Origin of the sequence: Nitratidesulfovibrio sp. SRB-5 (assembly GCF_019931275.1) — a bacterium.
Lineage (GTDB): Bacteria > Desulfobacterota > Desulfovibrionia > Desulfovibrionales > Desulfovibrionaceae > Cupidesulfovibrio.
This window is the reverse complement of the sequence record NZ_JAIOTY010000001.1, coordinates 621,497-648,116: the sequence shown is the minus strand read 5'-3', so window position 1 is coordinate 648,116 and position 26,620 is coordinate 621,497. Positions and strand designations below refer to the sequence as shown.

Genomic DNA, 26,620 nt, shown 5'->3' with positions numbered 1-26,620 from the left:
ATGCGCGCCTCCTCCCTCATCCAGATTTCCCTCGCGCTGGTGTTGGCCCTGGTGGCCGGGGTGCTGGTGTTCCGGTTCATGCAGGTGAACCGCGCCGCCGCCCCCCAGATGGCCGCCCCCGAACAGGTCGAACTGGCGGTGGCCGCCGCCGACGTGCCGCGCGGCGCCAAGCTGGCCGCCGAACAGATCAAGCTGGCCCCCTTCCTGAAGTCCAGCGCCCCCTCCGGCGCATTCACCAAGGACACCCTGCCCGTGGGCCGGGTGTTGTCGTCCGCCGTGGCCGCCGGTGAACCCATCACCGAAGCGCGCCTGCTGCAGGACGGCGCATCGCACGGCGGCGTCAGCACGCTGATCGCCCCCGGCATGCGCGCCGTGGCCGTCAAGGGCAACAAGGTGCTGGGCCTTGCCGGGTTCATCCGCCCCGGCAACCGCGTGGACGTGCTGGTGACCCTGGACGACGAAACCCGCGAAAAGTCCAAGTCGCGCACCAAGCTGGTGCTGGAAAACGTGCGCGTGCTGGCCACCGGCACCGAACTGAAGCAGGAGGGCGACGACACCTCCACCTCGTCGGTGGACGTGTACACCCTGGAAATTTCGCCCCCGCAGGCCGAGCCGCTGGCCCTTGCCGCCTCGCGCGGCGAACTGCATTTCGCCCTGCGCAACCCCGCCGACGACGGCACGGTGCTGACCCCCGGCACCGACGTGCCCGGCACCCTGGCCCTGCTGACCAGCACCCCCGAAGGCAAGCCGGTTCCCAAGGTGCGCGAAACCAAGGTGGAAATGATCTCCGGCACCGAACGTTCAACGCTGAGGTTCCCGCAATGAGCCGCCCCGCCTCCCTCACCCGCGCGGCGGGCCGTCTCGTCGGTACGGTGCATGCTGCGGCATGCGCCGTGCTGGCCACCGTGCTGCTGCTGGCCACCGCCGCGCAGGCCCAGGCCGATGCTACCCCCCAGGCCGTGCCGCTGGCCGTGGGCAAGTCCATGGTGGTGCGCACCGCGCAGCCCGCGGCACGGGTTTCCATGTCCGACGAAGCCATCGCGGGAGTGGTGGTGCTGTCGCCCCAGCAGGTCTACGTCACCGGCAAGAAGGCGGGCGGGGCCACGCTTACCCTGTGGAACGGGGCCGGGGCCATCACCCAGGTCTACGACATCCAGGTCACTCCGGACCTTGCCCAGTTGAAGGAAATGCTGCACCGCGTGCTGCCCGACGAAAAGGACATCATGGTCATGGCCGTGGGCGAATCCATTACCCTGGCCGGCACCGTGCGCAGCAGCGCGGGCATGACCACCGCCCTGGACGTGGCCAAAATGTACGCCCCGGACAAGGTGACCAACCTCATGCAGGTGGGCGGCGTGCACCAGGTGCTGCTGGAAGTGAAGGTGGCCGAGATGCGCAAGTCGGTGCTGGAACGCCTGGGCATCGACCTGACCTACGCCTGGAACAACGATTTCGCCTTCGGCATGCTGAACCAGCTGTTCACCCTGGACAGCCAGAAAGGCGTGGTGGGCGTTGGCCCCACCGGCGCCGTGGTCAGCCCCAACGTCACCGGCATGTTCCGCGCCACCTCTGGCCGGGCAAGCCTGATGGGCTTTCTGGACGTGCTGAAGCAGAACGGCCTGGTCAAGGTGCTGGCCGAACCCACCCTGATCTGCCGCAGCGGCGAAAACGCCGACTTCCTGGCCGGGGGCGAAATACCCATCCCCGTGCCGCAGGGGCTGGGCACCGTGGCCATCGAATTCAAGAAGTACGGCGTGACCCTGGGCTTCACCCCCACGGTGGTCTCGGACAAGCTGATCAGCATGCGCGTAACCCCCGAAGTTTCGGAGCTGGACTACTCCAACGTCATCGAAATCAACGGGTTCACCATTCCGGCCATCTCCACCCGGCGCGCCGCCACCACCGTGGAACTGGCCGACGGCCAGAGCTTTGCCGTGGCGGGCCTGCTGCGCGACGAAGTGCGCGAGAACATCAAGAAATACCCGGTGCTGGGCGACGTGCCCCTGCTGGGCACGCTGTTCCGTTCCAGCAACTGGCAGAAGAACGAAACCGAACTGGTCATCATCGTCACCCCGCGCCTGGCCAAGCCGCTGGACGGCGCCACGGCCAAGCTGCCCACCGACGGCTTTCGCGAGCCATCGGAATTCGAATTCTTCCTCCAGGGCAGGATGGAAGGCGCGGCCCCGGCCATTACCGCACCCGCAGCCTATGCCAATCCCCGCAACTCCGCCGATGCCCCTTCGGGCATGGAGGGCGAGTTCGGGCACGTACTGCCCGGCCATGCACAGGGAGGCACGAAATGAGCGCCCGCAACCGGATCATCCCTCCTGTCCTGCGGCCCCTGCTTGCGGTCATCTGCGTACTGACCGCCCTGTCCGTCCTTTCCGCCCTGGCGGGCTGTGCCGGGCCGTCCAAGGATTCGCCCATTTCCGAATGGACCTTCACCCAGGGCGAGGCCTTTCGCGCCCAGCGCGACGCCCAGCGGCTGAACCCCGCCCCGGCGGACGACGACCCCGTCATCGGCCTGGATGGCCGGGTGGCGGAACGCGCCATGAAGAACATGCGCGACGGCGAGAAAAAGACCGACGAAAGCAACACCCTTCGCCTCAAGATCGGCTCGAAATAGCAAGAGGCCGCCATGAACATCACCCATCCCGTCTGCCTGCTCACCAAGCGCCTCGCCACGCGCGAAGAACTCACCCGCGTCCTCGCCCGGCAGGATGGTTTCCGTCTGGTTTCCCCCGGTGAAGCCGACGACCTCGGACTGGTCGTACTGGAACTGGGAGACGACCTTGAAGACGATTTCGAATCCATCGCCTCACTGGTGACCGATCCCCGCGTGGGCGAGGTGTTCGTGGCCTCGCGCCAGAAGGATCCGGACCTGATAATCCGCGCCATGCGCGCCGGGGTCAGCGAATTCCTGTCCCAGCCGTTCCGCTCGGACGAGGTGCTGGCCGCGCTGGAAGGCTATGCGCGCCGCCGCCGTACCACCCGTGCCGCAAGCCCTGCGGCGGCGCCTGCCTCAGCGGGTGGCCGGCTCATCCACATCATGGGCGCCAAGGGCGGCGTGGGCGCCACCACGGTGGCCGTGAACCTGGCCGTGCTGGCCGCGCGTTCCTTGGCTGGCAACGCCCCCGCGCCCGATGCGCAGAAGGCGGGCAGGGGCCTGCCCAAACTGGGCGGACGCAACGCCAAGCGCGACATGCAGGCCATGGGCGACACGGCGCTGGCCACGGGCGGCCCCGCCCATGCGCCCGCAGCGCTGCCGCTGGCGGCGCTCATGGACATGCGCCTGCCCCAGGGCGACGTGCCGCTGTTCCTGGACATGGAATATTCCCGCACCTGGGCCGACGGCGCGCGCAACCTTGGCCGCCTGGACGCCACCTTCCTGCGCAGCCTTGCCGAACGGCACGCCAGCGGCCTTGAGGTGTTCGCCTCGCCCGACACGGGCGACGACCTGGACGCCATCAGCCCCCGCGCGGTGAAGGCCGTGCTGGACCTGGCCCGCGCCCTGTACGCCGTCACCGTGGTGGACGGCGGCCCCTATGCCGACGAACTGGCCCTGGTCTCCATGCAGGAGGCGGAAACCATCCTGCTGGTCACCGATCTGGCCCTGCCCGCCCTGGCCGGCGCCCGCCGCCTGCTGGACGACGTGGCCGCTGCCGCGCCCGCCGTGGCCGCGCGCATCCAGCTGGTGGTCAACCGCATGTCGCCCCAGGCCGGGGTGGACCTGACGGAGGCCGAACGACTGCTGGAGCGCAAGGTGTTCGCCACCGTGGGCGACGACTACGGCGCGGCCGTGTCGGCCATCAATCAGGGTGTGCCCCTGTGCGAGGCGGCGCCCCGCTCGGTGGCCGCGCGCTCGCTGGCCAAGCTGGCTGAACGGCTGGCCCCCACCGCCGCAACGCCCGGCAACGGCGGCGCCGCCCCCGGCATGAAGGCGGGCAGCCTGTTCGCCCGGCTGCTGCACCGCAAGGGCGACGACACCCACGAACCCAATCGGCGCGGCATGGAACGCGCCCCCGAACATGAACGGGGCGGCCTGCTGCCGCACGGCGTCCTGTTGCAGGGCGCAAGGGGATAGCCATGAGACTGGCCGAACGACTGATGCGCACCACGCGGCGGCAACCCGCCCCCGCGCTGCACCTGGAACCCGTGGCGTCCGAGGATGCCCGCACGGACAACTCCCTCCATGGGACAGGGGACGACGCACAGGCCCATGCCGATGTCTACGGCCACCTGCAACTAGATCCGGACGGGACGGGCCAGGACCTGGGCCAGGACCGGGGGCAGGACCGGGACGACGACGTGCCGCAGGCGCCGCGCCTTGGTGCCTCGGGCCTGAACGCCCGCAGCCACCTTTCCGCCGTTGCCCCCGCCGCCACGGTCGGCATGGCCATCCAGCCCGACACCGCACGCCTCGATGCGTCGGACGAGGCCGACACCGCGCCCATTCCGCGCGTGCCGGTCAACGACGCCACCCTGTTCCGCGCGCCGCGCCCCGAATCCGCACCGGTGTCCGAATCCGCAACGCTGGCCGCGCCCCGTGCCGACACCCCGGAAGCACAGCCCGCAGACGCACAGGCCACCCAAGCGGGCCAAACCGGAAAATCCCGTCCGTCGGCACGGCCCGCCGCCCGCCCCGCCAGCGCGGAGCAGGTGTGCGACGTGACCACCCTGACCCTGCACGGCGACCACTACTACGAAATCCGCGCCCGCCTGCAGGACCGCCTGCTGGAGATGATGGACCTGGCCGCCGCCGAATCGCTGCCGCCCGACAGGCTGGCCGCAGAAATTTCCCGCCTGGTGGAAAAGCTGCTGCGCGAGGAGTTCCGTCAGGCCCCCCTCAATGCGCAGGAACAGCGCCAGCTGGTGGAGGACATCCGCGACGAGGTCATGGGCCTTGGCCCGCTGGAACCGCTGCTGCGCGACCCCACGGTCAACGACATCCTCGTGAACAACTACCGCATGGTCTACGTGGAACGGCGCGGCAAGCTGATCCGGGTCAACACCCGCTTCCTGGACGACGACCACCTGCGCAAGATCATCGACCGCATCGTGGCCCGCATAGGCCGCCGCGTGGACGAGGCATCGCCCATGGTGGACGCCCGCCTCGCCGACGGTTCGCGCGTCAACGCCATCATCCCGCCGCTGGCGCTGGACGGCCCCAGCCTGTCCATCCGCCGCTTTTCCAAGGACCCGCTGGAACTGGAAGACCTGATCCGCTTCGGCGCGCTGACCCCGGAAATGGGCGAGGTGCTGCGCGGCATCGTCAAGGCGCGGCTGAACATCATCGTTTCCGGCGGCACCGGCTCGGGCAAGACCACCATGCTCAACTGCCTGTCGCGCTTCGTGCCGCACGACGAGCGCATCGTGACCATCGAGGACGCGGCGGAACTGCAACTGAAGCAGGACCATGTGGTGCGGCTGGAAACCCGGCCCGCCAACATCGAAGGCCACGGCCAGGTCACCGCGCGCGACCTGGTCAAGAACTGCCTGCGCATGCGGCCCGACCGCATCATCGTGGGCGAAGTGCGCAGCGGCGAGGTGCTGGACATGCTGCAGGCCATGAACACCGGCCACGACGGCTCGCTGACCACCATCCACGCCAACACCCCGCGCGACTGCCTGATGCGCCTGGAAACCATGGTGGCCATGGCCGGGCTGAACATCGGCACCCTGTCGCTGAAGCGGTACATCGCGTCCGCCGTGGACGTGATCATCCAGGTTTCGCGCCTGGCCGACGGCTCGCGCAAGATGACCAGCCTTTCGGAAATCACCGGCATGGAAGGCGACGCCATCACCATGCAGGACATCTTCACCTTCGAACAGACCGGCGTGGACGAGAACGGCAAGGTGCAGGGGCGGTTCCGCTCCGGCGGCATCCGACCCCGCTTCGCCCCGCGCCTGGCCGCCATGGGCATCGAGCTTGGCGGCGCACTGTTCGATCCCGGCTTGTCGCAGTAAACGCGGCAGCCTGAACGCAAAGGGGTTTCGCCATGATGCTCGTCATCGCCGTACTCTCGGTCATCGCCATGTTCGTGTTCGTCATGGGCGTGCTGGACCTTGCCTACGGCCGCCGCCGCGCCACGGCGCAGCGCGTGGGACAGCGCATGGAAAACCTGCTGCGGGCCAAAAACGAACAGGACCGGGTGGACCTGGAACGCCGCCGCGCACTGTCCGACGTGGACTGGCTGCACCGGATGCTGGCCGCCCAGTCATGGACCAAGAAGATGGACCTCGCGCTGGAACAGGCGCAGGTGCGGGCCACCCTGGGCGTGCTGCTGCTGGCTTCCGTGCTGGGCGCGGCCTCGTGCTTCCTGGTCATGCACCTGCTGGTGAACAACCTGTTCCTGCTGGTGGCGCCGCCGCTGGCGCTGGGCTACGCGCCCTTCCTGTGGGTGCAGCGCAAGCGCAACGCCCGCATGGGCCGCTTCCAGCGCCAACTGCCCGACGCGCTGGACCTCATCGCCCGCGCGCTGAAGGCGGGGCACGCCTTCAATCAGGGCATGCGCATGGTGGCCGACGAATTTGCCGACCCCATCGGCCCGGAATTCCAGAAGACCCTGGACGAGATCAACTTCGGCATCCCGGCGGACGCGGCCCTGTACAACCTGACCCGCCGCGTGGACTGCCCGGACCTGAAGTTCTTCGTGGTGTCGGTGAACATCCAGCGCGAAACCGGCGGCAACCTTGCGGAAATCGTCACCAACATCGCCCGGTTGATCCGCGAGCGGTTCAAGCTGGCGGGCCGGGTGCGCGTGCTTTCGGCGGAAGGCCGCCTGACGGCGTGGATCCTGTTCGTGCTGCCCTTCGGCATCGGGTTCATCATCAACCTGCTGAACCCCGACTTCATGAGCGCCCTGTACGCCACGCCCGAAGGCAACATGCTGCTCACCGCGTCGCTGTTCCAGATGGCCATCGGCGGCATAGCGCTCAAGCGCATGACCACCATCCGAGTGTAGGGACTGTTCCAACTTGCCTTTTCGCCCGTTGGCGGCGTCAAACTTCGCCAGCCATTTCGGTCAAATACGATAAGAGTATACTCCCTCATGGCAAGCTCGTTTTCCTTGCCCACGAACGAAAATACCGCGTTGGAAACAGCCCCTAGGATATCACCATGCCGTTCGACGAAACCATGATCCCCTTCCTGGCCGCCCTGCTGGCCTCCGGCGCGGTATTGCTGGTGGCGCACGCCCTGCGCGGCATGTTCGGCAACCGCCAGCGGGTGCAGCGCATGCATGGCCGCCTCACCCGGCACGCGGCTGGCGCCCGTGCCGTGGCCGTGGCCGCCCCGGCCCTGCCGGAATCCCCCTTTTCCTCCCTGAAGGCCGCGCTGAACGCCGTGGCCGAACGGGTGGGGCAAAAGGTGGTCAAGGATGACGGCGAAGAAGTGAGCGAGGCGGGGCTCGCGCTGGTGCGCGCGGGCTATCGCAACCGCCGCGCCCCGCTGGTTTTCTGGGGCGTCAAGGCCGGGCTGACCCTGTGCGGCCTGCTGCTGGGCCTGGTGGTCCGCCTGCTGGCGGGCAACGACATTCCCCTGGGCATGGTGGCGCTGCTGTTCATCTGCCCGGCGGTGGTGGGCCTGTACGCACCCAACGTATGGCTGTCGCGGCGCATCAAGGCGCGCAGGCTGGACATCATCAACTCGCTGCCCGACGCGCTGGACCTGCTGGTGGTTTGCGTGGAGGCGGGCATGGGCCTGGACCAGGCGTTCTCCCGCGTGGCCCGCGAAATGGCGGCCACCAACCCGGTGCTGGCCGAAGAACTGAACCTGGTCATCCTGGAGCTGCGCGCGGGCAAGTCGCGCGCCGAGGCCCTGAAGAACCTGGCCGCGCGCGTGGCGCTGGAAGACGTGAACAGCCTTGTCACGCTCATCGTGCAGGCGGATGCCTTCGGCACCAGCATTTCCAGCACGCTGCGCGTCTACTCCGACACCATGCGCACCACGCGCTTCCAGCGGGCCGAGGAAATTGCCGCCAAGATGCCGGTGAAGCTGCTGTTCCCGCTGGTGTTCTGCATTCTTCCGGCCCTGTTCGTGACCATCATGGGGCCCGCGTTCATCAAGCTGATGCAGGTTTTCGCCCAGATGGGCCAATAGCCCCGACGGAATTTCATCCCTCTGGCGCCCGCTGGCTACGTCGAACGAAATCTCCAGCCGGGGCGAACAGCGAAAGCCACCCGGTTTCAAACGCAGAAAGGAAAACAGCCATGACCGCCCGCACCGCCACCCATCCCGCCCTTGCCCTGCTGGCGCTCTGCGCCCTGCTGCTTGCAGGTTGCGGCGCGCAGCAGATCACGCGCGGCTCCAACCTTTCGCTGATGGAACGCTACCACAGCAGCAAGGATCTGCTGCACGACGGCGAGGGGGTGGAGCCCACTCCCCAGGCTGATGCCATGAACGCCCAGGAACACTTGCAGCGCGGCCTGGTTTTCCTGTCGCAGGACCGCCCGGAACTGGCCTTCGAGCAATTCAGCCGGGCCTGCCAGCTTGATCCCAAGCTGGCCGAGGCACGTTACCAGCGCGGCGCGCTGCTGGTGGCGCGGGGCGTGCCCATCGAGGCGCGGGCGGACATCGACGCCGCCCTCTCCCTGGCCCCGGACAATGCCCGGGCCTGGGAAACGGCGGGCATGCTCAGCTTTGCCGAGGGCAACCTGACCGAGGCCAAGAGCCGCTTCGAGCGGGCGCTGACGCTGGACCCCCGCCTTGCCGGGGCGGCCAGCCACCTTGGCGCCATCCACAATTACCAGGGGCAGCCGGACAAGGCCCTGGCCCTGTTCGTGCGGGCGCTGGAACAGATGCCCCGTTCGGGCGAGCTGCACAACAACGCGGGCATCGCGCAAGCCATGCTGGGCAACGACGCCGCCGCCGTGGACCACTTCCGCGCCGCCATCACCTACGGCGCGCCCGGCAGCCGGGTGTGGAACAACATGGGCCTGTCGCTGTGCCGCCTGGGCCGCTACGACGAGGCCTTCGAGGCGTTCCGCAACGCCGGGGGCGAAGCCGCCGCGCACAACAACCTGGGTGTGTACCTTTCGCAGCAGGGCGAGCATGCCCTGGCCCTGTACCACCTGCAACGCGCCCTGGAAGTGGAGCCCCGCTACTACGCCCGCGCGGCGGAAAACCTGAAGCGCGCCCGCCTGGCCGCGCGCATCGCGCAGGGGCAGGGTCCGGCTGCGACCACCGCCGTGCCGCTGCCCATGTCCGGTCCCGACACGGGGGTCACGGGGGCCGCCGGGCCTGGTCCCATCCCGGGCGCGCCCGGAGTCGCCACCCCGGTGACGCTGCCGCCTTCGTCCACCCCGCTGAAGGCCCGCGCCACCCCTGCCGCCGTGCGCGAAGGCGAACTACGCGACGGCAAGTAGCCGCCGCGAGAAATTTCGGGCGCGTCACGCGTCGCGCCCGCCCATAGTCCGTTGGGGGCACCGCTGATGGATCTCGCCGGGGGGCGGACCATCGCAAGGAGTGAACACCATGTTCGAAACACGCAACACCATGCCACCGGTCCCACCCGGCGGAACGCGCAGAGGGCTGCGCCACCTTCCGTCGTCGCGGGCGCTGGCCCAGCGCGGCCTGGCCGCGCTGGAAGTGGCCCTGATGCTGCCGGTCATCGCGGCACTGCTCTACGTGCTGGTGGAGGGAGGCAACACCATCCGCGCCTACTCCGCCCTGACCGAAGCCAGCCGCGCAGGCGCGCGCCACGTGGTCATGAACGACGACGTGGCGGGCGTGCAGCCATTTGTCCGCTCGCTGGCCACCACGCTTGACCCCAATGCCCTGACGGCCACCGCCGTCAAGGACACGGGCAAGCAGATGGTCACGGTAACCGTGAAGTATGCCTACAAGTCGGTATTCACGAGCAATCCCTACAACGGAGACCCCAATGACGCGCTCTACACGTTTTCCGCAAGCACCAGCATGCCCACGCCGTAACGCGGCCCGGCCTGCCGGTCTCCGCGCCCTGGCGCGCGGCCTGTGGCGTGGCACGCGGGGTTCCATGGCCATGCTGATGGCCGTGCTGCTGCCCGTGGTGCTGGGCCTTGCCGGCCTTGGCATCGATTCGGGCATGCTCTACCTCGCGCACAACCGCCTGCAAGGGGCCGTGGATGCGGCAGCCCTGGCGGGCAGCCTGGAACTTCCCTACGACCCGCAACTGGACAAGGGGCTGGTGAAGGGCGCCGTGAACCAGTACATGGCCGCCAACTACCCCGCCGCCGTGCTGAAGGGCGTCACCCCCGGCACCGAGGAACGCAGCGTCACCGTGAAGGCAGAGGCCACCGTGGACACCATCTTCATGGGTGCCCTTGGCATCGGGTCGAGCACGGTGCGCGCCCAGGCCACCGCCGGGTACAACAACCTGGAAGTGGTCTTCGTCATCGACAACACCGGCTCCATGAAGGGCACGGCCATCCAGCAGGCCAACGCGGCCGCCACCCAGCTTGCCGAGCTGATAATGCCCGACGGCATGGAAACCTCGGTCAAGGTGGGGCTGGTACCCTTCCGGGGCAAGGTGCACATTCCCGCGGGCGTGGACGGCCTGGCCGACGGCTGCCGCAACGCCGACGGCACCCTGGCGCCCTCGTGGATCCTGGAAGAGTACAAGCAGACCAAGTACCGCTACCCCACGGGTTCGTCACTCAACGTGCCCAAGGGCACCTGCGACAGCATTCCGCGCGTGCAGGCCCTGACCAGCAGCCGCACCACCATCGTCAGCGCCATCGCCAAGCAGGACGCCCTGGGCGATGCCTCGGGCACCGTCATCTCCGAAGGCATCAAGTGGGGGCGTCATGTGCTCACCCCCGAGGCGCCGTTCACCCAGGGCTCGTCCAACAAGGACATGCGCAAGGTGATGATCGTGCTGACCGACGGCGATACCGAGGACGGCAAGTGCGGCGGCAACTACGCCCTGAACTACACGCCCAACGCCTACTGGACCAACGCCTACTACGGCATGTTCGACATGAACACCCACTGCGAGAACGGCGGCAAGCTGAACGCGGCCATGCTGAGCGAGGCGCAGATCGCCAAGGACAAGGGCATAGAGGTCTTTGCCATCCGCTACGGCGATTCCGACTCCACGGACATCAGCCTGATGAAGGCCATCGCCTCCAGCAAGGCGGGTACGGACGACCACTACTACAACGCGCCCTCTGCCTACGACCTTGAAGAAATCTTCAAGAAGATCGGTCGGCAGCTTGGCTGGCGGTTGCTGCGCTAGCGCGGCAGGGAGGACACCATGCGTGCATGCCGCATATGGCCATTGCGTCTGTGGCGCGGTGAAGGCGGGGTCGGTTCGCTGGAGGTGGCGTTCATGCTGCCGGTGCTGCTGGCCATGCTCTTCGGCCTTGTGGAATTCGGCTACAACCTCTTTGCCCGCTCCACCGTGGAAAAGGCCGCGCAGGTGGGGGCGCGCTTCGCCATCACCGGCGAAGGCTTCGACACCGGCAACCGGGTGGCATTGATCAAGGAAGCGGCCCGGCCCCTTACCCAGGTGCTGTCCGGCGCCTCGGGCACGGGCGTGACCATCCTGGTGCGCAGCTATCCCAACGGCACCGGGGCAGCCGCCGTGGAAAACAGCGGCGGCGACCCCTGCCAGACGGTGGAGGTGCAGGTGGACTACCGCTACGCGCCGCTGACGCCGCTGGTGGGTTCGCTGCTGCCAGCGCAGATTACCGTCACCGGGCGCGAACGCATGGTCAACGAACCCTGGGCCATCTGCAAATGACCCGTCACCTGGGGCTTGCGCTGCACTGCGTGCCCGAGGCGCACGACGTCGTCGCCGGTTCCTGCTGGCCGAGAGAGTCCGCATCCGGGCTTTCCGGCCAGCTGGAACCGGGGGCGCGGGGGGCACGGCACGCCGGGCCTTCCGGGGCGCAAACTTCCGGGCCACAAACGTCCGGGCCACAAACGTCCGGGGCACAAACCCCAGGGGCGAAATCGCCCGCGCACAAACCAGGCTCACCGCAACCGGATGGCCCGGTGCCCATGCCCACGCACGGCGGGCCACCCCGCTTTGCGGGCGTGGCCCGTTCTGCTATCATGCGGGACACGGCGGTCACCATCTGCCTCTCCGCCAGTCCGGCGGACACGCTGGCGGCCAGCCCCAGGCCCGGCCCGGTGCCCGGCCAGCCGGACATGCCGGCGGACATGCCCGACATCCTGATGCCGGAATGGCCAGCGTCCGCGCGTGTTCCGGCACGGCGGGCAGCCGCCCTTGCCCTGCTTGCGGAAACCGCACTCGGCGTCCACCCGGTTGCCCACCGGGCCACTACCCACGGCCCCACCACCCGCTGTCCAGCTACCCACAGGGAAGCCATGTCCGCACCACCGCCGCCCCCATCCATCGGCACGTCCGGCCACACGTCCGGACAGGACGCCACGGCATCGCGCGCGGCGCGGCTCAGCCTGCTCATCGTCTCCGAGTTCGAGGAATTCGCGCGCGGGCTGGTGGCGCGGCTTGCGGCCTGCGGGCTGGAGCCTTCGTACATGCTGGCCGAAACGCCGTTCGAGCTTTCGCGCCTGATCACCGAAGAACCGTGGGACATGGTGGTGGCCGAATCCGAAGCCCCCGGCATGACATGGCAGGAAGTGCTGATGCTGGTGCGCGGGGTGCGCGAGGACGTGCCCTTCGTGCTGGTGGCCCCCGCCGCCGACGAAGGGCTGGCCCTGGAGGCCGTGCGCGAAGGCGCGGACGAGGTGCTCTGCGCCGACGACTGGCACCTTGGCCCGGCCTTCATGCGCCTGGTACGCGAGGCGGAGCGACGGCGCACCCTTTCCGTGCACTGGCGCGAGATAAACCGCGATGCCCGGCAGTGGCGCGGCATGGTGGAAGGCACCGTGCTCGGCATCTTCCGCTGCCGCCCCTGGGGCGAACTGATCAGCGCCAACCCCGCCTTTGCCGACATGTTCGGCTATCCCTCGCCCGATGCGCTGTTCGAGGCCATCCGGTCCGGCGGCGCAGCCGGTGTCGCGCCCGGAACCACCATGCCGGAGGGCTGGCTGCCCGGCGGCTTTCTGGACCGGGCCACACTGGACCGCATGCTGAACACCCTGCGTGACGAAGGCGAGGTGCGCGACTTCGAAACCCCGGCCCGCCGGGCCGACGGCTCCACCTTCTGGATTTCGGTGAACGCCCGCGTGCAGCGCGGCTCCACCGGCGAAATTTCCGGCATCGAAGGCACGGTGGAAGATATCGACCGCCGCAAGGCCGTGGAAAACATGATTATCCGCGCCAAGCAGGAATGGGAGAAAACCTTCGACAGCGTGCCCGACATCATCATGATCATGGACGCGGGCCAGCGGGTGCGGCGCAGCAACATGGCCCTGGGCAGGCTGCTGGGCCTGCACCCCAAGGATCTGGTGGGACGCCACTGCAACGACGTGCTGGGCGCGTCCGTCATGGCCGACGACGTGTGCGCGGCCATCCGGGGCATGCCCTGGGGCGAAAGCCGCACCGAGGAACTGTACCTGCCCAGCCTTGGCGGGCACTTTCTGGTCACCCTGTCGCCCTTCCTTGCCGACAGCCAGTACGACGGCGAACCGGTCCGCGAAGGGGACGCGCCCGGCACGGTACTGGTGGCGCACGACATCAGCAGCCGCAAGCAGCTGGAAGCCCGGCTGCGCCAGGCCCAGAAGATGGAGGCCATCGGCACGCTGGCCGGGGGCATCGCCCACGATTTCAACAACATCCTGGGTGTGATGATGGGCTACACGGAAATGAGCCTGGACCAGACCGAAGAAGGCGATGCCCAGCACCGCCGCCTGACCGAGGTGCTGGCCGCCGGACGCCGCGCGCGCGACCTGATCCGCCAGATACTCACCTTCAGCCGGCAGGAGGAGCCATCCCGCCTGCCGCTGCCGCCACTGGCCCCCATCAAGGAAACGGTGCGCCTGTTGCGCGCCACCCTGCCCGCCAACGTGGACATCCGCCTGGACCTGGCCGAGACAGGCCCGCTGCTGGCCAACCTGAGCCAGTTGCAACAGGTGATCATGAACCTGTGCGCCAACGCGGCCCACGCCATGAAGGAACACGGCGGGGTGCTGCATCTGGCGCTGGACGCGGTGGAACTGGACGAGGACGAGGCCGCCGCCCGTTCGCTGCCCGCCCCCGGCGGCTACGCCCGGCTGCGCGTGCGCGACACGGGCCACGGCATCCCCCCGGACATCATGGAGAACATCTTCGATCCGTTCTTCACCACCAAGAAACCGGACGAGGGCACGGGCATGGGCCTTGCGCTGGTGCACGGCATCGTCACCGCCCACGGCGGGGCCGTTGCGGTGCAGTCCACCGTGGGGGTGGGCACGGAGTTCGAGGTGCTGCTGCCCCTTGCCCCGCAGGCGGGGGAAGAGGCCGCCACGCGGGCGGATTCGGCCCACAGCGGCAGCGGCCTTGCGCTGGTGGTGGACGACGAGGCCCCGCTGGCCGCCATCATGGGGGCCATGCTGGAAAAGCTGGGCTACCGGGCGGTGGTGACTGCAAACCCGCAGGACGCGTTGGAACGCTTCCGGGCGGACCCGGCAAGCTGGCGGCTGGTGGTCACCGACCAGACCATGCCCGGCATGACCGGCACCGAACTGACCCGCCAGATGCGCGCCCTGCGCCCCGACCTGCCGGTGGTGCTGTGTTCCGGCTTCAGCGAGGGGCTGGGCCACGACGCGGCCATGGAGGCGGGCGTCAGCATGATGCTGGCCAAGCCCCTGCTGCGCGCCGACCTTGCCGCCGCCCTGTCCGAACTGGGGCTGGAGAACGGGAAGGGGTAACCAGAACGCGGGCACTGTGCCTTGCGGCACAGGTCATTTCTTCATCATCCATTGTCAGCATGCCCTTGCTGATATAGCGTGACTCACCCGCTGGCGGGGTGCCGCAACAACATGCTGCGCGTTGTGGTCGCCCCGGCTCCAGAGTGATGACCCGTCACACTCAAATCAAGGAATCCTGCATGCGACACGTCCGTATCCTGCCACTGCTGCTCTTGTTCTGCGTTCTCTTCACCGCAGGGTGTTCCACCAAATCCCGCATCACGCCCATGGGCGATGCGCCGCATATTCCGGCTGGCTCCACGTTCGCCGTGGGCAAGACCGTGGATGAAAGCGGCTATGTCTTTGGTGAAAAAGACGAAAAGTTCTCGCTTCCGGACACCATGAACGTCTCTCTGAAAAACGCGCTGACGCAGGAATCCATGGCCAGCGACCAGGGGCGGCTGGTAATCAACACGCGCATCCTTGCCTATGAACCGGGCAACGCCTTTACCCGTTGGCTCGTACCGGGCGCAGGGGCCACCAAACTTTCCACCGAGAGTGACGTATGCGCTCCCGACGGGAAGGTACTGGCCAAAATTCCCGTGGAGCGTTCCATTGCGGCGGGCGGCGGCTACACCATCGGGGCATGGAAATACGTCTTCGATGATGTGGCCAAGGAAATCGTGGTCGTGCTCAAAAAAGACATGGCGTCCAAGTAACGCGACGCCGTCACCCGACAAGCAAAAGACGGGGCCTCCCGAATGTTCGGAAGGCCCCGTCTTTGCGGGCTTCTGGCGTAGCGGAGCAGCCCCTACCTCCCCTCGCCCCCGCGCACCGCGCCCGCTTCACGCAGCAGTTCCAGCAGTGCCTGCACCATCAGTGCAGCGCCGTGAGGGCGTGCGTCCTTCATCCCCGGCGCTTCCGGCCTCTCATCAAGCCCCAGCGCAAAAAGCAGTTCCGGGCCGGTAAGTCCCCTGGGGTTGCAGGCCATGACGGAAAGCAGCGCCTCGCGCAGCAGGTTCAGCCCGTCCCGGGCCTTGCGTTGCGCCCCTTCGGGCACGGCAATGCCCTTGCCACCGGACAGCGTGGGGGCGATGCACGGCATGCCTCCGTTGCCGCGGTCCACAGGGGTTTCGATGGTTCCGTCAGCCTGCGGCACATCCGCATCCACCAGGCCCGACAACAGGGCCGCCAGCCGCTCGGCCTGACGGGCGGTCAGCCCCTCGGCCAGCACCACCGGGCGTGCGCCGGGCAGCGGCAGCGGGTGGGCCGCATCGTGCGGAAAGACATCCGTGAAGGGCGCGCCGACCGTGCCGATCGATGCGGCGGAGCCATGCGGCTGCTCCCCTTCGCCCTGCCCGGCAGACTGGCAGCGTTCGGGCCGCACCCGCACCAGCCGCAGCCGTTCGCCGCGCGTTCCCAGCGCGGCATGCACGCAATACCGTTTCTCGTCCATGTATCCCCCCAGGATACGGACCGGTGCCGTGTATGTGTGTCCCCGTCCCGCCGCGTCGTCGCGCGGCCTTGCATTCCCGCCTTACAGCCGCTCGCGGTCCAGCGCGCGACAGTTGATGGCTTCCGCCAGATGGGCCACCCGGATGGGACCGGCACCGAAAGCAGCGGGCATAGCCGGAACCTCTCCATCGTGCCCGGTTTCCTCCCCCGTCGCCTGCCCGGCGGCCAGTGCCCCTTCCGGCAGCCCCGCCTGTTCCAGATCCGCGATGGTCCTCGCAATGCGCAGGATGCGCGTGTACGCCCGCGCCGACAGGGCCAGGGCGCGCACCGCGCCTTCCAGAAAGGCATGCTCGTCCGGGCCGAGGGCGCAGTGCTCTTCCAGCAGCTTGCCGGTCAGGTCCGCGTTGGTGCGACAAGAGGTGCCCGCGTAACGCGCCGCCTGAACGGCCCGCGCCCCCGCGATGCGGTTCCGCATTTCGGTGGAGGTGCTGCCCGTCATGCCGCCGCGCAGATCCTCATAGGGCACGGCGGGCACCTCCACGTGCAGGTCGATGCGGTCCAGCAGCGGGCCGGAAAGGCGCGCCCGATACCGCTGCACCGCCGGGCCAAGGCAGGTGCAGGTGTGCCTGTCGTCGGTGCGGTAGCCGCAGGGGCAGGGGTTCATGGCGGCCACCAGCATGCTGTCCGCCGGGTAGGTCAGTGAAACGGCGGCACGGGCGATGGTTACCACGCCGTCTTCCAGCGGCTGGCGCATCACTTCAAGCGCGGTCTTGCGAAATTCCGGCAGTTCGTCCAGAAACAGGACCCCGCGATGGGCCAGCGAAATCTCGCCGGGGCGCGGGTTGACCCCGCCGCCCACCAGCCCGTAGTCGGACACGGTGTGGTGCGGCGCGCGAAAAGGGCGGCGGGTTATCAGCCCGTGCCCGTCCAGTTGGCCCGCCACGCTGTAGATGGTGGTCACCTCCAGCGCCTCCTCGAAGGAAAGCGGCGGCAGCACCGTGGGAATGCGCTGGGCCAGCATGGTCTTGCCGCTGCCGGGCGGGCCGATGAACAGCAGGTTGTGCGCGCCCGCCGCCGCGATCTCGATGGCCCGCTTGGCGTGCTCCTGCCCCTTCACCTCGGCGAAGTCAACTGGCCAGTCCTGGCCGCGTTCCCACATGGTGCGCCCGCCGGAAGGCACGGCGGAGATGTCCGCCTGCCCGGCCAGAAAGGCCGCTGCCTCGCCCAGCGAACGCACGGGGTACACCGGCAGCCCTTCCACCACGGCGGCCTCGGCGGCGTTGTCCGCCGCCACCAGCATGCCGCGCGCCCCTTCGGCTCGGGCGCGCACGGCCACGGGCAGCACGCCCGGCACGGGCTTCAGTTCGCCGGTCAGGGAAAGCTCGCCCAGCATGAACCACCCGTCCGTGCTCCCCTGGGGCAGGATTTCTGCGGCGGCCAGCAGGCCTATGGCAAGGGGCAGGTCGAAGCCGCTGCCGCTCTTGCGACGGTCGGCAGGGGCGAGATTGACGGTGATGCGGGCGGGGGGCAGGCGCAGGTTGCAGGCGCGCATGGCGGCAAAGACGCGCTCGCGCGATTCGCGCAGCGCCCCCTCGGCCAGACCCACCATGACGAAGGCGGGCATGCCCTGCCGGGCAAGGTCCACCTCCAGGTCCACCCGGAAGGCGTCCACCCCGTGCAGGGCGGCACAGGCCACGCGAACGATCATCAAGCCCCCTGCGCGGAAAGAGTGAGGAACGGGCGAAGCGGAAGCAACAGGAACGACAGGTGCGACAGGACTCGGCAGTATCCGGCAGGAACTGGCAGGAACTGGCAGGAACTGGCTGGAACTGGCAGGGCGCGACCAGTGCAGCAGGGCTCCCCGGAACCCCGAGGGGCCGGGCAGGCACCAATCCGCCCCGGCGCGCGCACGGCCGGCCAGCGGCTTCCCAACAGCCGGACCGGCAGCAGGGCCACTGCATGCATCCTGCGATACCGCACAACCACTAAAGCAAAACGTCCCGCCCCGCAATGATGCGCGGGACGGGACGGATATGGAGCCGATGCGAAACGGGTGGACCGGCTGACCAGGAAAACGGGGCCGACCGGGCAGCAGGCCCGCTCACCGCGTCGGCACGCAGGGCACCGAACGGGATCAGTGCAGGACCGTGCCGATGCGATCCCAGCGCACGTTGCCCAGCCCTTCCCACGACCAGTAGATGACCCAGGCCTTGCCACGAATGGCCCCGCGCGGGACAAAGCCCCAGAAGCGGGAATCCTGCGAATCGTCGCGGTTGTCACCCATGGCGAAGTAGTGTCCCTCGGGCACGGTGACCGGGCCGAAGCTGTCGCGCACGGGCATCACGATGCCGGGCTGCGAATGACGGATGTACGCTTCCTGCACTGCTTCGCCGTTGCGGTACAGCTGCTTGTTGCGCACTTCTATCACGTCGCCGGGCTGGCCCACGATGCGCTTGATGTAGTCGATGGACGGATCGCCGGGGTACTCGAACACGATGATGTCGCCGCGTTGCGGGTCGCCCACGGGCACCACCACCTTGTGGGTGAACGGCAGCTTGACCCCGTAGCTGAACTTGTTGACCAGCAGGTGGTCGCCGATCTGCAGGGTTTCGAGCATGGAACCGGAAGGAATCTTGTACGCCTGCACCACGAAGGTGCGAATGAGCATGGCCAGCGCAAAGGCGACGACAAGCGCCTCCACGTATTCCAGCAGCAGGCTTTTCTGTTGCATGCGGGTGCCTCCGCGTCCTGTCGCGCTGGCGCGCGGGGACGGGGATTTGCGGTTCATCGAAAACCCGCCAAAGGCTGTCGCCCAAGGCGGGGCCGGTGCGCGCCACCGCTGGTGCGGTGGCCGCAGGGGCATGCCCTGCGCCGCGCCCCGCACTGTGGGGAATGCCGGGGACGGCGCGCTGAAACCGCCGGTCGGCGACACACCCAGTGCCTGCCGCCCGGCATTGTTCACGTCATTCTCTTTTCAAACGGCTGGCGCGCACATGCGCCACGCGGGGCTCATTCCCCTGCCCCACCCACCGCTTCGCGGCAGGGGTTGCCAGGGCTTCGCTCACTTCTTCACTCAACGCACACGCCTGTAGCGGTGCGCATGGTCGGCAGGAACAGACTGCCGCCTTCCGATAATTTCGCGGCAGGGGCAGCAACGGCAAGGAAAGCGACGTTGTCCGCGAGGGGAGCGTACTCTTTGGTACGTAACCCGAGCGGCAACGGCGCATGACGCAGCCATTGCCACCCCTGCCGCGAAATTACTCGTCGCCCACCTGAAGGGCGGCGAGGAAGGCCTCCTGCGGCAACTCCACGTTGCCCATGCGCTTCATGCGCTTCTTGCCTTCCTTCTGCTTTTCCAACAATTTGCGCTTACGGGTAATGTCACCGCCGTAGCACTTGGCGGTCACGTTCTTGCGCAGCGCGGAAATGGATTCGCGGGCGATGATCTTCTGCCCGATGGCCGCCTGGATGGCCACCTCGAACATCTGGCGCGGGATGGTGCGCTTCAGCTTCAGCGCCAGCGCGCGGCCATAGTGGTAGGCCTTGTCGCGGTGCACGATGACGGCCAGCGCGTCCACGGCCTCGCCGTTGATCAGGATGTCCAGCTTCACCAGGGCCGACTGCCGGTAGTCGATGAACTCGTAGTCCATCGAGGCGTAGCCCTTGGTGCCCGACTTCAGCCGGTCGAAGAAGTCGAACACTATTTCGGCGAAGGGCAGTTCGTAGGTGATGACCACGCGGTTGGAGGCGATGTACCCCATGTTCTTCTGGATGCCGCGCTTTTCCTCGCACAGCTTCAGCACGTTGCCCACGTAATCGTTGGGCACGTGGATGTCCATGCGCACGTAAGGTTCGTACAGCGCGGCGATCTTGGTGGGGTCGGGAAGCTTGGAGGGGTTGTCGATGTCGCTCTTCTTCCCGTCCACGGTGTCGATCTTGTAGATCACCGAGGGGGCGGTGGCGATGAGCTCCACCTGAAATTCGCGCTCCAGCCGCTCCTGGATGATTTCCATGTGCAGCAGGCCAAGGAACCCGCAACGGTAGCCGAAGCCCAGCGCCTGCGAGGTTTCCGGCTCGTACGAGAAGGCGGCGTCGTTGAGCTGCAACTTTTCCAGCGCGTACTTGAGCTGCTCGTAGTCGGCGGAATCGGTGGGGTACAGCCCGCAGAACACCATGGGCTGCACTTCCTTGAAGCCTTCGACGGGCACTTCGGCGGGGCGGTCCACATGGGTGATGGTGTCGCCCACCTTGGCGTCGCCCAGTTCCTTGATGTTGGCGCACAAAAAGCCCACTTCGCCCGCGCCAAGTTCCGTCATGTCCACGATTTCGGGCGAGAACACGCCAAGGCGGATCACTTCGTAGCTGCGTTCGGTGGCGAACAGCTTGATGCGGTCACCCTTGCGCAGCACACCGTCCACGATGCGGAACAGCACCACCACGCCCTGATACGAATCGTACCAGGAGTCGAAAATCAGGGCCTTCAGCGGGGCGTTCAGGTTGCCTTCGGGCGCGGGCAGGCGCTCGACGATGGCTTCCAGCACCTTGTCCACGTTCAGGCCGGTCTTGGCGCTGACGGCCACGGCGTCGGAGCAGTCGAGGCCGATGCTTTCCTCGATCTCGTGCTTCACGCGGTCGGCGTCGGCGCTGGGCAGGTCCACCTTGTTCAGGACCGGGATGACTTCCAGATTGTGGTCCAGCGCAAGGTACACGTTGGCCAGGGTCTGGGCCTCCACGCCCTGCGAGGCGTCCACCACCAGCAGCGCCCCTTCGCACGCGGCAAGCGACCGCGAGACCTCGTAGTTGAAGTCCACGTGGCCGGGCGTGTCGATGAGGTTCAGCACGTACTTGCGGCCATCCTTGGCCGTGTACGGAATGCGCACCGACTGGGCCTTGATGGTGATGCCGCGCTCGCGCTCAAGCTCCATGCGGTCCAGGTACTGGTCGCGCTTTTCGCGGTCGCTGACCAGCCCGGTAACCTCAAGGATACGGTCGGCCAGGGTGGATTTGCCATGGTCGATGTGCGCGATGATGCTGAAATTGCGGATGTGTTCCTGTCTGGGCATAGTGTGGGTGCCGCCCTGCGGCGGCGCGCCTCCTGAAATGTATGCGGGCATGGGGTGGGTACGGGCGCGTTGACGCCGTGCGCGCCGACCGGCCACGGGGTGGCGCCTCGGCCCGGCGCGCGTCGCCGTACCATTCGAATCGGTTTTCATACTGCATTCGGGGGCGGAAGTCCAACCGCCCCGCAGCCCACGCTGCGGGCGGCATCAGCACCGGGGAGGGGCAGCCCGAACAGTGCTGACGGGACTATGCTGACGGGGTGGTGCTGGCGGGACGGAGCTGGCGGGACGGAGCTGGCGGGTCGGTGCTGACGGGACGCTACTGGCGGGACGGAGCAGCGCACAGGCAGGGCGTGCACACCGAACGGTTCCGGACCGTCGCCCCCACGCCCCGCCACCCGATGCACTGTCCAAAAATCGGACAGCAGCACTCCGGTTTGCACATCCTGCACAAAAAACCGTCCAGAAATCATACACCCGGTCAGTGACGATTGACCGCGCCGGAACGCGCACACCGCGCGCCAGGCCCTGCGCCGCAACGCATTGCGCCCCCATGGCCCTGTCGTGCGCGTCATGGCACGCCGCTTGCCTTATGTGCAGCACACACCCGGAAACGGAAACCACATGCAGGAGCATTTCATGAAGATCACCCGCATTCTCCCCGCCGCACTTGCCGCCCTTGCCGTCCTGGCCATCACCACGGGCTCGGCCCTGGCGGCGGGCAGCACCGGTGACCACAATACCCACGCCACGCCCCCGGCGGCCTCTGCCCCGGCGGACAAGGCCCCCGGCGATGCCCAGCCCGCTCCCATGCAGGGCTGCGGCTGCTGCCAGATGATGAAGGACGGGCACGGCAACATGGGGAACATGGGCAACATGGGGAACATGGACGCCAAGCCGGGCGGCGCAGGGCACATGATGCCGGGCATGGACGGCAAGGCGCCGGTCCGCCACAGCTAGGACGGCAAGACGCGCCACCGGGCCATGCAACCGGACTGGCCAGACTGGCCGGATTGGCCTGACTGAACTGGCTGGCCTGACTGGCCTGACTGGCCGAAAAACCGGTCGGGCCCGCTCAGGCTCCCCACGGCAGACATCAGGATTCCTCCGTGGGGCCGACACCTCCTCCTCGCCGGTCCCACGGTTCCGCCTCGCGGCATACGCGCCCCCTTCACCGGGGGCGCGTTGCGTTGCACCGGCACGCCATGTACGCCCGCACGCCATACCGCCACCGCTTCATCGATGTTCCTGCCATTGCAATAGCCCCGCACCACGGATCACCCACACCGCATCTTCGGGCTACTGTTCAAAATTCATGCAGCTGTCCCAATACTGGACAGGCAAGCAACAACAGACCGCCCAAAAATCATCCGCCCCGGCAGCCACACTCGCGCACCGCAACACCACAACATCATCAATTCCATGCAATTACTCCTTTGGCACACCGTTTGCCTTACAGAAGGCATCATCCGGCAACGGAAATCATCCACAGGAGTTCATCATGAAGATTACCCGCATCCTTCCCACCGCATTGGCCCTGGTGGCCATCACCGCCGGAGCCGCACTGGCCGCGCAGAACGTTCCCGCCACCCCCACGGGCATGCAGTCCTGCCCCGGCTACGGCGCCATGCAGGGCCGCCACGCGGCCATGTCCGCCAACATGGGTCAGATGATGCAGAACGGCGGCCACATGATGGGCAACGGCCAGCACATGATGCAGAATGGCGGCCAGCACATGATGCCCGGTGCCATGTCCGTGCCCGCCACCAGCCAGTCCCGCGCGCCGGGGCTGACCTCCGACTCCATGCCCGGCCTGAATCCGGGCAGGTAAGCCGAACTTCGGCGATGCGGCCCGCACTGCCGTTTGCAGCCGCATCGTTCGCCGTCGTGATGACGGTTTTTACCGCACGCGCCCCCTTCACCGGGGGCGCGTTGCGTTGCGCGGTCAGACCGGTGCCTGCGCGGACAACGCCTGCCACCACATGGCATGCCGCCCCCGATGCTCCGGCCCGACGCGCACCCGTCATGCACCGATCCGCCGTCAGCCATTGCCCACCGTCAGCCAAAGGTGGTACAAACAGGCTCAAGGTGTGCGACCTTGCGAACCTTGCACCCCCATCGGCCCATCTGCCCGTTCCGCCGCTCGCCCTTTCGGCCAATCCGAACATCCCCCAATCCGAACAACCCGACCCACCCTGATAGTCCCGCACCTGCCGTCCGTCCCCGTGCCCCCGCGCCCGTACACGCCGGGAGCCACCCCACCCGCCCCAGCCGCGCCACCCGGCGCAAGGAGGCATCATGCGTCGCAGGGACTTTCTGAAATGGCAAATGTCCGGCGCGCTGTGGCTGGCCGCCGGGGCGGGCCTGTCCGCCGCGCCGTCCGCGCTTTCGCCCCTTTCCTTCCTGCTGCGGGGGCCGGGCGAGGCCCAGGCGGCCCAGACCGCCACCGGCGAGGCGGACGGCACCCCCGACGTGGCCGTGGTCAAGGGAGCCCCCGCCGCCGCCACCCATGCCTGCGTGGGCATGCTGGGCGGCATGGGCCGCTTCGTGAAGACCGGGCAGAAGGTGGTCATCAAGCCCAACATGTCCTTTGCCTCCGCAGCCAGCCTGGGCACCAACACCCACCCGGAAGTGGTGGCCGCGCTGGTGCGCATGTGCCGCGACGCGGGCGCCGCATCGGTGCTGGTGCTGGACAACCCGCTGGCCCCGGCGGAGCAGTGCATAGCGCGCTCGGGCATCCGGGTCGCCTGCGCGGAATTCGGCGACATCGTGCAGGCCCCCACGGCGGAACGATTCTACCGCGAACTGGACATCGACGGCGCGCAGCAGATGACCGCCAACACCTTCATGCGCGACGCGCTGGACGCCGACGTGCTCATCGCCGCGCCCACGGCCAAGTCGCACAGTTCCACCGGCGTCTCGCTGGGGCTCAAGGGCATGATGGGCCTGATCCGCCAGCGCGGGGTGATGCATTCGCGCTACGACCTCGACACCGCCATCGTGGACCTGAACACCAGGCTGCGCGCCGCGCTCACGGTCATCGACGGCACCTACGTGCTGTCCACCGGCGGCCCCGGCGGCCCCGGCAAGGTCCTGCAGGAGAACACGGTGATCGCCTCCGCCGACCCGGTGGCCGCCGATGCCTGCGCCGTGGAATCGTTCGAATGGTACGGGCGGCGCTTTGCCGCGCGGCAGGTGAGCCACATCCGGCTGGCCCACGAACGGGGCCTGGGCTCCATGGATCTGGCCGCACGCGCCATCACGCGGATCACCCTGTAGGCAGGGCCGCACGGCATGAACCGCCAACGAGTACGGCTGGCCAGCCGCTGGCTGTGCCTTGCGGCCTTCGTGCTGCTGGCGTGGGGCGCAGGCCAGGCCCTGCCCGACAGCGCAACCCTGCCCCGTGATCTTTTGGTCCGGCTGGACCCGTCCGTGGCCCTGACCGCCAGCATCGCGGGGCGCGCCTTCATCGGCGCGGCGGTGCCGGGGTTGGTGGTGCTGGCCCTGTCCCTGCTGCTGGGCCGGGCGTTCTGCGGCTGGATGTGTCCGTTCGGGGCCATGGTGGACGCCGGTGATTACGTCTTGCGCCGTCTGGCAAGGGGCCGGAGGAAGCGCAAATCCGCAGCACGCGAAACCGGCGGGTACGACAGCGCGCCCCGCCCCACCGTGCCGCGCCTGCCCAAGTACGCGGTGCTGGCCGCCATGCTGGTTGCGGCGCTGGCCGGGCTGGACCTGGTGTTCTGGGCCGCGCCGCTGCCGCTGGCCGCGCGGTTCTGGGTGCTGGCGGCATGGCCGCCCGTGGCCCGGCTGGCCGAAGGAGCGCTTGCGCTGGCCGCGCCGCTGGCCCGCCAGATGGGGGCCACCGGTCTGGCCTTCGCGGAGGTGGCCGTGCCCGGCTACGCGGGCACCGGCTACATCGTCGGTTTTTTCACGCTGGTGCTGGCGGGCGGGGTGATCGCACCGCGCCTGTGGTGCCGCATGCTCTGCCCTGCCGGTGCGGCCATGGGCCTTGCGGGCCGCGCGGCCCCGTGGCGGCGGCGTGTGGAGCATGCCTGCACCGCCTGCGGCGCGTGCGCGCGCCGGTGTCCTGCCGGGGCCATTCCTGCGGCGGCACCGCGCGCCACGGACCACGCCGAATGCCTGAAATGCCTGCACTGCGCCGATGTCTGCCCCGTGGACGCGGTGCGCTTTGCCTTCAGTGATGTTCCCGGCATGACCATGCCGGGAACGCAAGGGGGACCGGAGCTACCAGGCACGCCGGATACGCTGGCTCCCCGATCGGGGAAGGCCGTTCCCGCCCCCCCAGACGCTTGTGCCGACGCCTGTGCAGACGCCGCCAGCCAACGCACCGCCAACGGCACAGCCCACCGCAAGCGGCCCGGCTCCCTTTCCACAGTCCCCCTGCCCCCACACGCCCGCCTGCAACGCCGCGCGCTGCTGGCGGGTCTGGCCGTGGGCACCTGCGCCGCCGCGCTGGGCCACGCCGTCCCGGCGCTGGGCAGGCCGGAAGGGGTGCTGCGTCCGCCGGGCGCCCTGCCGGAGCCGGACTTTCTGGCCCGTTGCGTGCGCTGCGGACTGTGCGCCGCCGCCTGCCCCACCAACACCCTGCAACCCGCATGGCTGGCCAGCGGCGCGCTGGGCATGTTCAGCCCGGTGGTCACCCCGGCGCGCGGCTTCTGCGACCCGGCCTGCCACGCCTGCGCCCGCGCCTGCCCCACCACGGCCATCCGTCGGCTGGCCGACGAGCGCACCTTCGCCAAGATCGGCACGGCAGAGGTGCTGCGCGACCACTGCCTGGCCTGGGCCAAGAAGAAGCGCTGCCTGGTCTGCGACGAGGTGTGCCCCTACGACGCCATCGCCCTGAAGCCGGAACCCGGCTATACCGTGGGCGTGCCCCACGTGGACCCGGCCCGCTGCGCCGGATGCGGCTTTTGCGAAAAGCACTGCCCGGAAACGGTGCAGGCCACCGGTCAGAAGGCCATCATCATCCGCACGCGCGACGCCCTGCGCATTGCCGGCGGCAGCATGCGCGCGGCAGCGGAGGCACGCGGCCTGCGCCTGGTTTTCACCCCCAAAAAGCCCGGCGAGGCGCACGTCCCGAACCCCACGGACGCCACGGGCGCGACAGGCGCAATGGACTCCACGGGCGCCTCGGACTCCACAAGCAGCGCGCCCTATCCGGGCACCGACGGATTGCAGCCTCCGCCGCCCTCCCCTGACGGCGCGCCGCCATCCGTGGGGCTGCCGCCCGGCTTCACCGAGTAGCAGGCAGGTATCAGGCTGGCAGAGGTCACTCCCTCCATCGCCTCACGCCGTTACGCCACTCCCTTCCGTGCAGCCAAACGACGGGGCCGCCGAATTGCTC

The 26,620-nt window shown here is 68.4% G+C and carries 21 protein-coding genes; 17 read left to right on the top strand and 4 right to left on the bottom strand.

Annotation, left to right across the window (positions count from 1 at the left end):
• From cpaB to K6142_RS02425, 13 genes are all read left to right on the top strand, one after another.
• A complete protein-coding gene (gene cpaB, locus K6142_RS02485) occupies window positions 1-825 on the top strand; it encodes a Flp pilus assembly protein CpaB (RefSeq protein WP_190244056.1) in 825 nt (274 codons plus the stop codon).
• On the top strand, window positions 822-2,303 hold the full coding sequence (locus tag K6142_RS02480; RefSeq protein WP_190244057.1) for a type II and III secretion system protein family protein: 1,482 nt from the start codon (window positions 822-824) through the stop codon (window positions 2,301-2,303). The genes cpaB and K6142_RS02480 overlap by 4 nt, the downstream gene beginning before the upstream one ends.
• Window positions 2,300-2,626 carry a hypothetical protein gene (locus tag K6142_RS02475; protein ID WP_190244058.1) on the top strand — a complete coding sequence of 109 codons (327 nt, stop codon included), beginning with the start codon at window positions 2,300-2,302 and terminating at the stop codon, window positions 2,624-2,626. The genes K6142_RS02480 and K6142_RS02475 overlap by 4 nt, the downstream gene beginning before the upstream one ends.
• A 12-nt stretch (window positions 2,627-2,638) precedes the next feature.
• Window positions 2,639-4,084, top strand: a complete 1,446-nt coding sequence (locus K6142_RS02470; protein ID WP_190244059.1) for a response regulator — start codon at window positions 2,639-2,641, stop codon at window positions 4,082-4,084.
• 308 nt (window positions 4,085-4,392) lie between these two features.
• A complete protein-coding gene (locus tag K6142_RS02465; protein WP_411722698.1) occupies window positions 4,393-5,967 on the top strand; it encodes a CpaF family protein in 1,575 nt (524 codons plus the stop codon).
• Between the two features lie 32 nt (window positions 5,968-5,999).
• Complete coding sequence (locus K6142_RS02460; protein WP_190244061.1) at window positions 6,000-6,965, top strand: type II secretion system F family protein; 966 nt, start codon at window positions 6,000-6,002, stop codon at window positions 6,963-6,965.
• A gap of 155 nt (window positions 6,966-7,120) precedes the next feature.
• The gene (locus K6142_RS02455) at window positions 7,121-8,101 is read left to right on the top strand and encodes a type II secretion system F family protein (RefSeq protein WP_190244062.1); all 981 of its coding nucleotides are present in this window, start codon (window positions 7,121-7,123) and stop codon (window positions 8,099-8,101) included.
• Window positions 8,102-8,211: 110 nt separating this feature from the next.
• Window positions 8,212-9,366, top strand: coding sequence for a tetratricopeptide repeat protein (locus K6142_RS02450; RefSeq protein WP_190244063.1), 1,155 nt, complete (start codon window positions 8,212-8,214; stop codon window positions 9,364-9,366).
• 109 nt (window positions 9,367-9,475) lie between these two features.
• Window positions 9,476-9,934 carry a TadE/TadG family type IV pilus assembly protein gene (locus K6142_RS02445; protein WP_190244064.1) on the top strand — a complete coding sequence of 153 codons (459 nt, stop codon included), beginning with the start codon at window positions 9,476-9,478 and terminating at the stop codon, window positions 9,932-9,934.
• A 64-nt stretch (window positions 9,935-9,998) separates the two neighbouring features.
• Window positions 9,999-11,219, top strand: coding sequence for a pilus assembly protein TadG-related protein (locus K6142_RS02440; RefSeq protein WP_190244065.1), 1,221 nt, complete (start codon window positions 9,999-10,001; stop codon window positions 11,217-11,219).
• A gap of 18 nt (window positions 11,220-11,237) precedes the next feature.
• Window positions 11,238-11,726 carry a TadE/TadG family type IV pilus assembly protein gene (locus K6142_RS02435; RefSeq protein ID WP_190244066.1) on the top strand — a complete coding sequence of 163 codons (489 nt, stop codon included), beginning with the start codon at window positions 11,238-11,240 and terminating at the stop codon, window positions 11,724-11,726.
• A 260-nt stretch (window positions 11,727-11,986) separates the two neighbouring features.
• Window positions 11,987-14,761, top strand: a complete 2,775-nt coding sequence (locus K6142_RS02430; RefSeq protein ID WP_223290251.1) for an ATP-binding protein — start codon at window positions 11,987-11,989, stop codon at window positions 14,759-14,761.
• Between the two features lie 146 nt (window positions 14,762-14,907).
• Entirely contained in the window at window positions 14,908-15,459 is a 552-nt protein-coding gene (locus tag K6142_RS02425) for a DUF4410 domain-containing protein (protein ID WP_223290252.1), read from the top strand.
• A 92-nt stretch (window positions 15,460-15,551) separates the two neighbouring features.
• On the opposite strand, the gene K6142_RS02420 is transcribed toward K6142_RS02425, so the two are convergent.
• The 4 genes from K6142_RS02420 to lepA form a co-directional block, all read right to left on the bottom strand.
• Window positions 15,552-16,196, bottom strand: coding sequence for a hypothetical protein (locus tag K6142_RS02420; RefSeq protein ID WP_190244068.1), 645 nt, complete (start codon window positions 16,194-16,196; stop codon window positions 15,552-15,554).
• An 81-nt stretch (window positions 16,197-16,277) separates the two neighbouring features.
• A complete protein-coding gene (locus K6142_RS02415) occupies window positions 16,278-17,903 on the bottom strand; it encodes a YifB family Mg chelatase-like AAA ATPase (protein WP_223290255.1) in 1,626 nt (541 codons plus the stop codon).
• Window positions 17,904-18,329: 426 nt separating this feature from the next.
• Window positions 18,330-18,926: a signal peptidase I gene (lepB, locus tag K6142_RS02410; protein WP_015946345.1), complete on the bottom strand. Its 597-nt coding sequence runs from the start codon at window positions 18,924-18,926 to the stop codon at window positions 18,330-18,332.
• Between the two features lie 526 nt (window positions 18,927-19,452).
• Window positions 19,453-21,258 (bottom strand): translation elongation factor 4, encoded by a 1,806-nt coding sequence (lepA, locus tag K6142_RS02405; protein WP_015946344.1) that lies wholly within the window; start codon window positions 21,256-21,258, stop codon window positions 19,453-19,455.
• Between the two features lie 636 nt (window positions 21,259-21,894).
• Here lepA and K6142_RS02400 point away from each other — a divergent pair.
• The 4 genes from K6142_RS02400 to K6142_RS02385 all read left to right on the top strand — a co-directional run bounded on the left by K6142_RS02400 (window position 21,895) and on the right by K6142_RS02385 (window position 26,520).
• Entirely contained in the window at window positions 21,895-22,215 is a 321-nt protein-coding gene (locus tag K6142_RS02400) for a hypothetical protein (protein WP_190244069.1), read from the top strand.
• Window positions 22,216-22,756: 541 nt separating this feature from the next.
• A complete protein-coding gene (locus K6142_RS02395; protein ID WP_190244070.1) occupies window positions 22,757-23,086 on the top strand; it encodes a hypothetical protein in 330 nt (109 codons plus the stop codon).
• 467 nt (window positions 23,087-23,553) lie between these two features.
• Window positions 23,554-24,534, top strand: a complete 981-nt coding sequence (locus K6142_RS02390) for a DUF362 domain-containing protein (RefSeq protein WP_190244071.1) — start codon at window positions 23,554-23,556, stop codon at window positions 24,532-24,534.
• Between the two features lie 15 nt (window positions 24,535-24,549).
• A complete protein-coding gene (locus K6142_RS02385; protein ID WP_223380738.1) occupies window positions 24,550-26,520 on the top strand; it encodes a 4Fe-4S binding protein in 1,971 nt (656 codons plus the stop codon).
• The last annotated feature ends 100 nt before the right edge of the window (window positions 26,521-26,620 follow it).